Source organism: Desulfosporosinus burensis (assembly GCF_054657535.1).
Genome location: NZ_BAAHYN010000013.1, coordinates 80,408 through 92,401, shown reverse-complemented (window position 1 = coordinate 92,401; position 11,994 = coordinate 80,408). Strand labels below are relative to the sequence as shown.

Genomic DNA, 11,994 nt, shown 5'->3' with positions numbered 1-11,994 from the left:
CAACGGAATAAAGGGGGGGAATTGTGGCTGAATTTGGCAAGACGAGGCTGTGGCTAATAAAATATCGGGGGGATTTAACACAGCAACAAGTTGCAAATAAAGCAGGAATAAGTAGATCATATTATGCAGAAATAGAGTCAGGCAACAAAAACCCTGGTGTTAAAACTGCTAAAAGACTTAGCAACGTTTTAATGTTTGATTGGACTATTTTTTATAAATCATGAGAATTATGTATCAAAGTGAAGGTTCTCATAGTATTAAACTAAAACCTCATCTAAATAACCGGGTATAGGATGAACTGGGGTTAATGATGAAGAACGTAAAAAAATATTGGAGGAGGGCTGTCATAAGCTCTACCCCTATTTGTTTATTCTTCTTTCAACCATAAGACATAATATAGAGTCCTCGGTATTGCCGGGGACTTGATTTTTTTGGGCGCACTAATCCCCAAATAAAAATTAGCGGAGGATAGTATGTCTGAGATCAACGAATTAATAAAGCGAATTGAAGAATTACGCCTGAACGTGATTAAGACAAAAGAGGGAAGAGCTTATACGGATCCGGTAGTTGTAGCTGCAAGTCAAGAGTTGGATGATGTTTTAGACAGGTATCAAGAGATGCTAATGAATAAAGCGGAGAAGGGTTAGGGTATCATCTTTTTTGAAAAGCATCGAACCGTGAAGTAACGGCAGGAAATATAAGTCTTGTCATTAGGATTTTCCAACACATGCTTAATAATAGCAGATGAACTACATCTGAACAGACACTGGGTAAGAGAAAATTTACAACTAGAAATAGGTTCAACAGTCTAAACTCTGTTAAAACCTATTTCTAGTTTATGAGAAACAAAAGAGGAGCTCTCTTTCCGAGAAGGAGTTCTCTACCTAGCTGAGAATCACTATGGTTCAGCACCGATCAGCATTGTTTGAAAGATGAAGGAGCCGTTGCCGGGGTTTGTGATGAAGAAGACGGTAAAGGTTTGATTTTTACCTTTACGCATAGGGAATGTTATTTTGGTGAATATTAACTGGCATGTCAAAGACAAAAAAGGTAATATTAGGGTAGTTATAACTTCGTTAAAGGTCTGGGGATTGTTCTTTGATTCTGTTGATAAGAGGAGGAAAGACATGAATTGGAACTATGAAAATGGACGTATTTATAGTACCGATGAAAAAGGTGAATTGATGTGTGAGGCTACTTTCATTCGTAAAGAAAATGGCGAGATGGATATAGATCATACCTATGTTAATCCTGTTTTGAGAGGTAAGGGTGTAGCTGCGAAGATGATGGAAGTTGTGGCTGAGTATTTTAGGAAAGAACAGTTAAAAACTACGGCCACGTGTTCATATGCTAATATTTGGTTAAAGCGGCATGAGAAACAGTATCAGGATATCCTTTCCAAGGATACGAGTGATCAAGCTGTGGCATGCAAGATTGACGGAAAATATTAACGACAAGAAACAGCTACACTAGCCCCTATTCATCAGTTAGCCCAAATGACTCTGGGAAAGAGCAAAATATCTAATGAATAGTATGGGAAGTTAAGGGCAAAAATGGAATTATTGACGAGTGTAAAATGAAAAGTTGGTGTTGGTGAGACTAAAAGAGGCTAACCTCGAAAGGAGGTGTTGCCGACTATGGTTTCCACTGCCGCGAATGCCAAGTTGCGCCACAACGAATATTATGGGCAACAAAGTACCTTGGATGAACTGTATGAAAGAAGTCTCAAACGTGCAAAGTTTAATATCCGTCAGATGGGTAGAAATTTTAAAAGACACTGAATATCCCTGTTTTCTGCACGAAGCGAACATGTGGGGTACTTGCTGAGGGATTAGAGGTAAATAATTTCCATTGCCATCGTATCATTCTGAGTAAAGTGTTTAGCCCGGCAAAACTGACGTAGCTCTAGAATGCTGCTTTATAGAGGCCCATAATATCTTCTACCCAGCCTTGTCTTGGATTATAGCTATAATGAGGATTCTGACATTGATATAGCAATTAAAGGATGTTCACCCGATAAATATTTTTCTTTGTTAGGGCAATTATTAACTACATTAAGTCGTCCCGTTGATTTGATCAACTTGGATCCTAGGCTCAATCTTACATTCCTTCTATAATGGAATAGAGAACATTTTTAAAATAATTGGGAAAAATATAGATGGCAAGTTCCCTAGCGGTAATCACTGGCATAGTGAACTTATTAAGCAAATGGCACATGCAACTAACGATCGATATCCAGTAATAAAGGTAAGCAAAGAGGATAGGTAAAAGAGCCGTTTGTAAAAAATTTAGCTCTCGGTACAGTGCCGAGAGCTTTTGTTCGGGTTTCGCCAAGAGATTGGTCCCTTTTCTATGAAAAGATGCAATTCAATTGAGCAAGTTTCACTCATTATATGGTTTCAGAAACAAATTCCATGATTCTTTCATAGGAACGTTTAGTATCCTCGTATCCTTGGTGAAGCAGTCTACGAAGTTTTTTTGGATCTTTTTCTAAGCGACCAACCTCTAATTCTATTGAAGGTCTAATAACAACGACCTTGTCTTCGCTTTCAAGCTGTTCAATATAATCCAATGTTTCATTGTAATTCTTATAACGGTTTAGCATGGTTTCAATTAAGTGGGGGTACTTTCTATAGTTCAGTTTAAGTAGAGCGTTGAATTTACCGGGACGCTTTCGATAGCCTTTGTTCCTGGTTAATACAATTATATTCTTGGTATTGCCGTCTTTAATGGATTTTTTAATCGGTATGGCATCGGAAATTCCACCATCTAATAGTTCATAACCCTTATAGTTCACGATCGGCGATAACATGGGCAGAGAAGCCGACGCCCTTAAAGCTTGGAATTGCACTCCTAAATCGTCTTTATGTAGATACAACGGTTCACCAGATTGACAATCCGTTGTTCCGACCAAAAAAATACCAGGGGATTCATAAAAGGTCTTAAAGTCAAACATAACATGTTTATTGGGAATCTCATCAAAAATGAAATCCATACCAAAGTATGATTTGCCCAAGATCAAATTTCTTATACTCATGTAACGCCTGTCCTTTATGAACCCAATAATGACCTTTTCATTTCTTCCCTGTTGTCTCGAAATATATGAAGCTGCATTGCATGCTCCGGCGGATACTCCTATCACATAATTGAAATATAAATCGTTTTCCATAAAATACTCTAAGACACCACAGGTATAGAGTCCCCTCATGCCGCCGCCTTCAAGCACGAGCCCTACATTTTTCATATGAACACCCCACTATTTTATGCCCCTCTAAGAGGCTGGAGAAACATATAACCTTACATAAATAAGGTTATATTTACTGCATCTAAAGTGACTTGTCAAAATGAAGCCGTTTTAAGTATTTTATACTCTGAGAGGGTTAATGTAAATTTCTTAGCAAGGAGCTATTAAGAGCGATAGAGTGTGATGAAAGCACACTGCAAGTAATTGGGTGACACATCTCCAGCCAATAGCTGAGATGTATTCGCGCTTTTTTGGTACTTGTTGAAAGGCCTATTATTTGCTCTGTATAACAGGAGATGACGATTATATGGCGAATTTTATACTAATATCGAGAAATATTGAAGATTCATTATGAGCAAAAGGAATGATCATCTTGCAACCAAACCTGAATCTTTCTGCACATAAGACAATTATCGTAGCTCTGCTGGGATTTGTTCTCTTAACAGGTTTTACTGCGCCAATCTTGTATAACCAATACGAAACACAGAAACAAATCCGTGCGCAGACAGAACTGTATGCTCAGCAGTTACAGGAGCAAAAGCGCCAGCAAGCCATTATAAATCAGCAAATTGAAGATGCGGCCCGTGCGATCCAGGATGAGGCTGAACGGGAAAGTTATCTTAAGGGGAATACAGCCTATGCTGATAAGGATTATTTACAGGCTATAGAATTCTATAAAAAAATAACCTCAAAAAATGAAGATTATCAGACAGCCCAGGATCAGATCAAGAAATCGACAACAGAAATGCACCCCCATTATCTGGGCAAAGCAGGGGTCTTAAGCAAACAGGGTAATAATCAGGAAGCGATAAGACTCCTGACCAGTATATCAGCCTATTACCCGGATGATGCACAAATAAAAAGCGATCTACTGAAGTATCAGCAAGCTCAGGAAGCGGAGAAAAGTTTGGTTACTTATAATGGACCGATTGAGCATATTTTTTTCCATCCGCTCTTGGCTTATCCGTATCTGACCTTTGATGGAGATGCAGATTCCAATGGATTTAATCAGTATTTTGTGACGGTAAGTGAATTTAAAAAGATTCTCAACCAAATCTATGCCAACAATTATAGTTTGATTAATGAAAATGCTTTGTATGAAGAGAAAGTAAAGGACGGGAAAACGGTCTTGGTGCCCAAAGAGCTAAAGCTTCCTCCCAACAAGAAACCGCTCATCCTGTCAGTTGATGATGTTAATTATCCGGATTACAAATCAACGAATGGGACGATCAGCAAACTCATTCTCGATTCTGATGGCAATGTGGCGACATATTCCGTATCTCCGAGCGGAGAGAACGTCATCTCCCATGATAACGAGATTATCCCGATTATCGATGCCTTTGTCGCTGAGCATCCCGACTTTTCCTTCCAGGGAGCCAAAGGAATTCTAGCCTTGACCGGTTATTACGGGATTTTAGGTTATAATACCAATAAAATGGATTCCCCTTCCTATCCGGAAGAACGGCAGACTGCCCTAACGATTATAGAACGACTTAAAGAAACCGGCTGGACGTTTGCCTCGCACGGTTACAGCCATCTGGATGCCCGGGCGGAGTCTTATGAAAGTCTAGAGAAAGACACATTACGTTGGAAAAAAGAAGTGGGATCGCTTATCGGCTCAACCAATATCTATGTTTATCCTTTTGGTAGTTCGGTGTTGCCTGGGAATCCCAAATTCCAGTTCCTGCTCGATCAAGGGTTCAATTTTCTCTATTCGGTGGGACCCACTCCCTATCTGAAAGCTACTACCGACTATGTGATGATGGACAGGAGGCATATTGACGGGATCGCACTTTATAACCAGGCAGCAATTCTGAAGAATCTTTTTGATGCCAAGTCTGTCATAGACCCAGTTCGGCCTCCGTTAAAGGCTGGGTCTTAGTACAAACTCCAACCTGTAGTGTTTTCATGGTTTATAGTTGCATAAGAATTGAACTAAGGAGGAGCGTCCATCGATCTGGCTATTAAACATAAAATGGATGCTAAGATTCGCTCTCATCATATGAGTTTTGAATTTAGGATTCCAGATGCACCTAGAGCCGATGAGATCGTCATTGCTTGCGCTGTTGCATTATCGGGACGCGCTCATCCACGCATTGGTTCCTTGCATGATGAACTGGCTACTCAGGGGGAAACGGCAGAGTGAAATTGGATTCCGCTATTCTGCGTGAAACTCTTCACCGTGTAGAATACAGGCCTTAGCTCAGAAATCTTGAGTTAAGGCCTGTTATAATTCCCATCATAAGAAAGAATCAGATTTTTTGACGCAAAATTTATTTAAAAATAATTTCATTGTCAGAGAATGGATTCTTGCGGATAGCCAAAGAATAGAGGTAAGGATATTCCTTCTTAACATGAATCATATACTCAACCCATTCTTTAATGACAAGTTGATACGCTCGTTTTATATCTAAAGAAAGATGATTCATGTCGTTTGCCGGAAGCTCGGTAAAGCTGTTTCTGTTTTCGAGTTCATCCAACACATGATAAACGGACCATAGCATATCTGTGAAATTATCATGTTCCATGAGATTCGGATTTTCAAACATCCGCAAAATATTAGGTTTTGTAGTTATAAGGAAATTTTTTAGATTCAATAAATCCCCGGCCCGGCTATCTATTGCATAATCAAAGTCACACACGAGATTAAGTATTCTTTCCTTTTCATGATGAATTAAGTCTTGTTCAAAACTAAATTCCTCTTTGAGTATCTCATAGTTCGTATTAAAACGTGAAAAGTTTTGAATTAACTGGGATCCAACATCTGAATAAAAAGCGCTGATCACAACCTGCATCTTTCTAAATTTTTCTTGTTGTTCTCGTCTGTTTAAGTACTTTTCTAAAATAAAGGAAATCAAGACAACTTCCACGGGAAGAAAAGCCATATCCTGAGCCATTAGAAAAAACGTTTCATGAGGATTACGAAAAAGTAATATCTGCAGCAAATAAACGATAGCAGAGCTAATCAATAAGGCAATACCAATTGTCTGGTTGCTTTTATAATCTTTAATATTTGCCCACCGCCTTCCGTATTTCGGATCTTCTGTTAATTATACCATTTATTACGCAAACTATGTTAATCCTATCCGGGGCTGTCCTATTTTGTTGGGCTGGCGCTTCTACTGCTCGGCACTGACCCTGGTTCCTCGGGAGACGAGGGAACAGGTACCTTGTTCCTGAACTAACTATGGAGGAAAATAAATGCAAATATGCTGTACAAAAAAACTAAAGGATGAGATGGGGATAGTGCCTGAAAGTGGAACTGAAGTTCACGATCTTTTTTGTTGGAGCGTGCATCTAATCACTGTGAATCGTAGAAAGACAGTTGTCGCAGTAAACGACAGCAATCGAAAGGTTAGAAAACATTTTGCGTAGATAATGATTTTTCAATATAGGTAAGCCTTTAATTTTCTCGGTCCTACCAGTATTTCTCTGCCTATGAACAAGGTGCCGTCAATCTTTGTTTTAACGTCCCATTTGACGAGTGTAATATTACCATCTGTAATTTCAATTCCCGTAATACAACGAGGATGGACACTACTCCCGTCATTAAAGTATGGAGGTTCACCTACTTGAGGAAACCTAGGTCTATGAGTATGACCAGCAATAAGCATATGCTTTTCCCGTGTTACCCACTCAATAAGTTGTTTTTCTACCGCATCTTTTTTATCATAATTCTTGGCTGTACTGGTAGGGTCATTGACGCCAAATGACTCAAGAGGTCGCCATAAATACCGAACTAGAAATCTACTTAACTTCCACATTTCATAATCTATGAAACTTACTTGATGCCCGTGGATCAAGAGGATTTTTTGGTTGGTCAGCTTATGCTTTAAAACTAGCCCCTCATGCACCTTTATATTCTCGAATAAAGGGATATACTTTTTCTCCTGTTCATCAAAGTACTGGTACATGTTGTTTTTCACGAATTCATGGTCTCTCTTTACCATATCATGGTTTCCAAAAATTGAATAAAGTCTACCTTCCTTGAAAAATTTTGAAAGAAGCCAAAAAGCATGACTATGCACGTATCTTACTTCGGAAAGTTTTTTATTTTTCCAAAGTTCATCGCCATCACCAATCTCTATATAAGTGTAATCTTCATTATAGTAATGGGTTAACGCAGCAAAATATAGATTTTGATTCTTTGAAAAATCATCTGCCCAGCCTCCATCACCTCGATGGACGTCACTCATTAGAATAATTCTGGAGGAGTCGTCAAAGGGGATTTCTTCTGCTGATTGAAAAACTTTAGAAATACGTTTAAGATTATTCATTTTAACCCTCCTCTAAAATTGAAAAGCGGAAGATCTATTAACTCAATATATTTGATTTATAGAAGAAGGGTGAGTTCCAAACGGGCAAATAAAAAACAACCACTTATGGTTGTTTTGACTAACAAGAGCCAGTGTTTGTCCGCTAGGGCAGGCCTCGCTCTTGTTAGTGTGTAATCGAACTTTGCTTATATATGGATTTGCATTATAATTTATATGATTATCTATGTAAAAATGTAAGCTGATAACTATGATTATTGCCCCTGTAGCTTTTGGGTACATAGTTTATAAACAAGTTGAAGGAACGACGGCTTTTTAGATTTTCTTTCCACTAATTCATTTTGCCAGATCATACTGTTAGACCAAGAAATATATAGACGGACGCCCATAAACCACTAAGCTCAACATAATTCATCAAATGCAGGAAATACTGGTATGGTAAATATATTAGGAAGGCGTTTTATTTGAGCCATAAAGATGAAGCCACAAGAGAAGCTTTAGCCAGTGAATTAGCACAACTTAAAGATAAGTATTCAAGGTTGGAACGCGCTTATAATGCAGTAAAAGACGATGCGGCTGAAAATAATGGGAAAAGTCGTTAATCGATTCCATTAAAATACTAAAAGGAGAGCAGATAGCTCTCCTTTTGGTATTTTAATTAACAAGCAAATTCAAGGAATAATGGTGAGTATTCAGTTTAGATATTCCAGAGGTTAAAGATAAAGTACAACGTTTAGAGTGTGGTTGTTAACCAATTCGTACTCTTGTGCTCTTTAACAAGGGTCTATTAAGAATTTAGTAAAAAATTACCATATGCCTTTTTTATATGCATTTGGCATGATATAATGGGACAAGGGGGTAATGTCTATGCGAAAGGTGCCCGTAGAGCTACAATCTTGGAAAGAGTTTTTTCAGACCCGATTTGAGATAGCTGCTGTTTATTTATTTGGATCACTTGGGACCGAGTTTGAACGGCCGCAGAGTGATATCGATTTGGGAGTAGTTTTTACTCGCCCAGTTACACTATCGGAAGAATTGGAGCTAGATGGAGACTTAAGTCTTCATATTGGTCATGATCGAATAGATTTGGTAAATCTGAATCGTGCTCCTATTGCTTTACAGTTTCGCGCACTCCAGGAAGGCATACTTGTCTACGAAGGAGACTATGTTAATCATAGCGATTTTATTGAATGTGTAATAAAGACCTATCCGGACTATGCTGTTAAGTATGCTATATTCGCTCGAGATTACGAGCTGGCTCTTAAGGAGGAATACAGTCATGGTGGATAAGGATATTATACAGCGAAAACTTTCTTTCATAGATTTAAAGTTGCGTAATTTAGAGACGTTAAAGCTTATGGAAAGTCATGACTTTTTAGCTAGTTTTCAGACAGTTGACGCGGCGAAGTATAATCTCCAAGTTTGTATTGAAGCCTTAATAGATGTCGCTAATCATGTAGTGGCAAGAGAGCGCTGGGGAATCCCTAGTACATCTGTAGAAGCAGTCAAGCTATTAACAAAGCATGGGGTATTGGGTAAGGATAAGGAACTCTCGCTTGTGCAAATGGTGAAGTTCCGTAATCGAATTGTGCACCTTTACCAAGAGGTTGAGGACTCTGAGATCTATCGGATTTTACAGGAAGACCTTGATGATATTAAAGATTTTATACAGGCTGTAATGAGCAAATTTTTTTAACCCAGCGCAGAGGATGTTATTAGAGGATTTTGTTGAATGTGAAGGACACCCTGGGAAGTCTTAAGATTTTCTGAGGGTTTTTTTGTTGGAAAAATTCAGATAGTTAACGATCGTTTAACTATCTTTACATCGAGTAACTGTTCAGATGTAGGAAAAGTAATAGAAAAATGTTTTTACTGTATATACTATAAAGAACTACTTATTGTCGCTTGATATTAAACAGAAAGTTAAGGGAATCATATGAATGACTTAAAGTTTAAAGCCTATGCAGTGACAAATGAAATTGATCTTAATAAGATTGCCGTAGAATGTAAGATCAGGAAAAAGTATACCTGGGAGGAGCCTCTTCTTCTTCAGGATGAGGTGCTTAGAATAATTATTGGAGAGGAACCTGAGAACGATGAAAAGATCCTAGTTTTTTCTTTTGGAAGTATTGTTTTTATTAACTCGACCAAGCAGCATACTGAAACCCTGATGCGCTATCTGAAAGCAATAAAGCCAGATATCGATATCGGACGTTATGACAGGTTTCAGGAAGATTATGTACTTCATCCGGTTGAAGGTGAAGAAATTGATTTTACGGATCGCTATGTTCAGATTCCAAATATGGAGTTGTTTTACCCAGAATTAATATCCATCGTGATTGCTAAGTCTGTAGCACTTGAAAGGATAGAAGAGCAGCTGAGCAAAATTCTTGATGATCTTGAAAGCAAAATTGATAGACTGGAGAAGGGCAAATTGAATATCGGGAATAAAGAACTTGCTAAGACAACTTCAAGAATTGTTAGGCATGAGTACAATACTATTGCGTATATCATGATTCTTGACAAACCTGACATTACCTGGACTAACAGTGATGCAGCAAATTTTTACGAAAAGATGTCAGAGTTTTTTGAGCTAAATGACCGGTACGAGGTGATAAAAAGCAAGACTGAAATCCTGAAAAGTATCATTGACGGGTTTGCTACCATAAGCCATTCCATACGCGGATTGTTTGTTGAATGGGTGATTGTTCTGCTGATTGTTATTGAAGTAGTGCTTATGGTGCTTGAATTAATCAGGTAAAGACAGGTGTAATATGGAAAGAATAATCCTTAATACCTATAAAGTTGCAACAAGACTGCCTCTCGTGCGGATAGCCTCATTTATTAATCTTAGGAAGGACGTAGGCTGGAAGGAATATCTTAAACTTAACGGGACGGAAGTTGAAAAGATCCTAAAATATGCTTCAGCAAACAAGGCAGTGTACTTATATAAATATGGATGTATTACCTTCTTAAACTTCAATCAAGACGAGATCTCTATTTTTCTAGAGTATTTGGGGACACTGTTCGTTGACTTAGATTATAAATTGCTTTCTAAATTTAATGAGACCCATGAGATGATCCTCTCGAGCGGCGTGCATGTAAACTTGTGGGAAGGCGACGAGGCAATATTTGATTATCACCAACAAGTGGATGATATAGCAGCCGCAGTTTTAGCAAAGTCTACCGAGCTTTACAAGATTGAAACCGAGCTTTCCGAGGTTTTAGATGAGGCGGGAAATTTCATAAGTCAACTTAATAAGGGATTTCTATGGGCAAATACCAAAAAGGTGTCTTCAACCCTTGCCAAAAGCATCCGGTTTAAATACAGGAGCATTGAAAGCGTAAGGCTTCTTGATAGACCCTCAGAGTTTAGCAGAACCCTTGAATTAAGACAAATATTTGACAGGATGAGTGAGTATTTTGAGCTTAATGAAAGATATGCTGTTTTATCAAATCAGTGGGAAATTTTGGACTCAATAACGGGAGAATATTTAAGCTTTGGAACTAAACAATCAGAAAGGAGACTTCTGCTATTTGAAATATTGCTTCTTGCTAGCTTTCCGCTGCTGCACATCCTGTCTTAATAATCTGGCGTAGGGATATACTCTTTTTCGAGGAAGGATTTCCTAAACTCTGGCTAAGAAACGGCTTCATAGTGGTTCATTAGATAAAAATGTGTGTCTTTAAAGGTTGAATTCCACTGTATTGTGACATTTAACGACATATAATTTAGCACCAGTTACTGTCTCTGTCACTTCTGAATGTTCCATATACCCTCCACATAGAACGTCACCTGAATCGCTAATGCAACAATTATTATCACACCCGCTATGACATGGTACTATGCCTTCACTACCATAGGATACTCCCATAACTAAATTGATTGTCTCGTCAAGTTGACTAATTTCATTAAATTCTCTTGCTAACATATTGTATCCCTCCTATTTCTTTTAATTGAACAGTTTCAGTCAGGGCAGCAGTACGTCTATGAATCGCCTTTTTTAGTCTTCTAATATAGTATAGAACTGATTTAAGCAATTAGTACCTAATATCACAAAGTTCCAATATTCTGAGTAGTCTATTAACATGATTGGCATAATTGTAATATCAGAGTTCAGAAATAACTGACCCTAACCAATTCTTCAAATTGAATGTTGAAAATTAATTACTGGAGTTTTTCCAGTTCGCTGGGGTTGTATGCAAATTCACCAAGCATAACATCTAACTTTACAACAATAAAGACACCGATTTCATCACGATCAACACGTACAACTATTCCAGTGCAGTGATTACCAGTCTCTACACGATCTCCGGCTTCGAATAAGCATTCGTTACGGAAGAAGAACTTTCTTTTGGCTTCTATCATAATTCACCCTCTCCTTTCTCCAAAACAACAACTAGTTAACATACCGCTCATGGGATAAGGAATAAGCCAATTCTCACCTTAATAGACGTGAATGTTTTCACTAGGGA

18 protein-coding genes are annotated in these 11,994 nt (G+C 38.2%); 13 read left to right on the top strand and 5 right to left on the bottom strand.

What is annotated here, in order from left to right:
• Nucleotides 1-23 precede the first annotated feature (23 nt).
• From ACYQ3Q_RS21370 to ACYQ3Q_RS21350, 5 genes are all read left to right on the top strand, one after another.
• Entirely contained in the window at nucleotides 24-224 is a 201-nt protein-coding gene (locus ACYQ3Q_RS21370) for a helix-turn-helix domain-containing protein (RefSeq protein ID WP_459930520.1), read from the top strand.
• A 249-nt stretch (nucleotides 225-473) separates the two neighbouring features.
• Nucleotides 474-647: a Spo0E family sporulation regulatory protein-aspartic acid phosphatase gene (locus tag ACYQ3Q_RS21365; protein WP_459930519.1), complete on the top strand. Its 174-nt coding sequence runs from the start codon at nucleotides 474-476 to the stop codon at nucleotides 645-647.
• A gap of 480 nt (nucleotides 648-1,127) precedes the next feature.
• Complete coding sequence (locus tag ACYQ3Q_RS21360) at nucleotides 1,128-1,451, top strand: GNAT family N-acetyltransferase (protein WP_459930518.1); 324 nt, start codon at nucleotides 1,128-1,130, stop codon at nucleotides 1,449-1,451.
• A gap of 186 nt (nucleotides 1,452-1,637) precedes the next feature.
• Nucleotides 1,638-1,781, top strand: coding sequence for a hypothetical protein (locus ACYQ3Q_RS21355; RefSeq protein WP_459930517.1), 144 nt, complete (start codon nucleotides 1,638-1,640; stop codon nucleotides 1,779-1,781).
• A gap of 304 nt (nucleotides 1,782-2,085) precedes the next feature.
• On the top strand, nucleotides 2,086-2,268 hold the full coding sequence (locus ACYQ3Q_RS21350) for a ribonuclease toxin HepT-like protein (RefSeq protein ID WP_459930611.1): 183 nt from the start codon (nucleotides 2,086-2,088) through the stop codon (nucleotides 2,266-2,268).
• Between the two features lie 121 nt (nucleotides 2,269-2,389).
• On the opposite strand, the gene ACYQ3Q_RS21345 is transcribed toward ACYQ3Q_RS21350, so the two are convergent.
• Nucleotides 2,390-3,244, bottom strand: coding sequence for a patatin-like phospholipase family protein (locus ACYQ3Q_RS21345; RefSeq protein WP_459930516.1), 855 nt, complete (start codon nucleotides 3,242-3,244; stop codon nucleotides 2,390-2,392).
• Between the two features lie 364 nt (nucleotides 3,245-3,608).
• On the opposite strand from ACYQ3Q_RS21345, the gene ACYQ3Q_RS21340 reads away from it, so the two are divergent.
• Both ACYQ3Q_RS21340 and ACYQ3Q_RS21335 read left to right on the top strand, forming a co-directional pair.
• Complete coding sequence (locus tag ACYQ3Q_RS21340; RefSeq protein WP_459930515.1) at nucleotides 3,609-5,126, top strand: polysaccharide deacetylase family protein; 1,518 nt, start codon at nucleotides 3,609-3,611, stop codon at nucleotides 5,124-5,126.
• Between the two features lie 69 nt (nucleotides 5,127-5,195).
• Nucleotides 5,196-5,390 carry an amino acid synthesis family protein gene (locus ACYQ3Q_RS21335; protein WP_459930610.1) on the top strand — a complete coding sequence of 65 codons (195 nt, stop codon included), beginning with the start codon at nucleotides 5,196-5,198 and terminating at the stop codon, nucleotides 5,388-5,390.
• A 127-nt stretch (nucleotides 5,391-5,517) separates the two neighbouring features.
• On the opposite strand, the gene ACYQ3Q_RS21330 is transcribed toward ACYQ3Q_RS21335, so the two are convergent.
• On the bottom strand, nucleotides 5,518-6,141 hold the full coding sequence (locus tag ACYQ3Q_RS21330) for a hypothetical protein (protein WP_459930514.1): 624 nt from the start codon (nucleotides 6,139-6,141) through the stop codon (nucleotides 5,518-5,520).
• 304 nt (nucleotides 6,142-6,445) lie between these two features.
• Between ACYQ3Q_RS21330 and ACYQ3Q_RS21325 the strand changes: the two genes are divergently transcribed.
• On the top strand, nucleotides 6,446-6,619 hold the full coding sequence (locus tag ACYQ3Q_RS21325; RefSeq protein WP_459930513.1) for a DUF6933 domain-containing protein: 174 nt from the start codon (nucleotides 6,446-6,448) through the stop codon (nucleotides 6,617-6,619).
• Nucleotides 6,620-6,630: 11 nt separating this feature from the next.
• On the opposite strand, the gene ACYQ3Q_RS21320 is transcribed toward ACYQ3Q_RS21325, so the two are convergent.
• The gene (locus ACYQ3Q_RS21320) at nucleotides 6,631-7,521 is read right to left on the bottom strand and encodes a metallophosphoesterase (RefSeq protein ID WP_459930512.1); all 891 of its coding nucleotides are present in this window, start codon (nucleotides 7,519-7,521) and stop codon (nucleotides 6,631-6,633) included.
• 461 nt (nucleotides 7,522-7,982) lie between these two features.
• On the opposite strand from ACYQ3Q_RS21320, the gene ACYQ3Q_RS21315 reads away from it, so the two are divergent.
• The 5 genes from ACYQ3Q_RS21315 (at nucleotide 7,983) to ACYQ3Q_RS21295 (ending at nucleotide 11,105) form a co-directional block, all read left to right on the top strand.
• Nucleotides 7,983-8,120, top strand: coding sequence for a hypothetical protein (locus ACYQ3Q_RS21315; protein WP_459930511.1), 138 nt, complete (start codon nucleotides 7,983-7,985; stop codon nucleotides 8,118-8,120).
• A gap of 265 nt (nucleotides 8,121-8,385) precedes the next feature.
• Nucleotides 8,386-8,808, top strand: coding sequence for a type VII toxin-antitoxin system MntA family adenylyltransferase antitoxin (gene mntA, locus ACYQ3Q_RS21310; protein ID WP_459930510.1), 423 nt, complete (start codon nucleotides 8,386-8,388; stop codon nucleotides 8,806-8,808).
• Entirely contained in the window at nucleotides 8,798-9,214 is a 417-nt protein-coding gene (gene hepT / locus ACYQ3Q_RS21305) for a type VII toxin-antitoxin system HepT family RNase toxin (protein WP_459930509.1), read from the top strand. The genes mntA and hepT overlap by 11 nt, the downstream gene beginning before the upstream one ends.
• A 240-nt stretch (nucleotides 9,215-9,454) precedes the next feature.
• Entirely contained in the window at nucleotides 9,455-10,279 is an 825-nt protein-coding gene (locus ACYQ3Q_RS21300; protein WP_459930508.1) for an RMD1 family protein, read from the top strand.
• A gap of 13 nt (nucleotides 10,280-10,292) precedes the next feature.
• Nucleotides 10,293-11,105 carry an RMD1 family protein gene (locus ACYQ3Q_RS21295; protein ID WP_459930507.1) on the top strand — a complete coding sequence of 271 codons (813 nt, stop codon included), beginning with the start codon at nucleotides 10,293-10,295 and terminating at the stop codon, nucleotides 11,103-11,105.
• A 99-nt stretch (nucleotides 11,106-11,204) separates the two neighbouring features.
• Here the strand turns inward: ACYQ3Q_RS21295 and ACYQ3Q_RS21290 are convergent, their stop codons facing one another.
• Together ACYQ3Q_RS21290 and ACYQ3Q_RS21285 are read right to left on the bottom strand one after the other, a co-directional pair.
• On the bottom strand, nucleotides 11,205-11,450 hold the full coding sequence (locus tag ACYQ3Q_RS21290) for a hypothetical protein (protein WP_459930506.1): 246 nt from the start codon (nucleotides 11,448-11,450) through the stop codon (nucleotides 11,205-11,207).
• 236 nt (nucleotides 11,451-11,686) lie between these two features.
• Entirely contained in the window at nucleotides 11,687-11,887 is a 201-nt protein-coding gene (locus ACYQ3Q_RS21285) for a hypothetical protein (protein ID WP_459930505.1), read from the bottom strand.
• Nucleotides 11,888-11,994 lie beyond the last annotated feature (107 nt).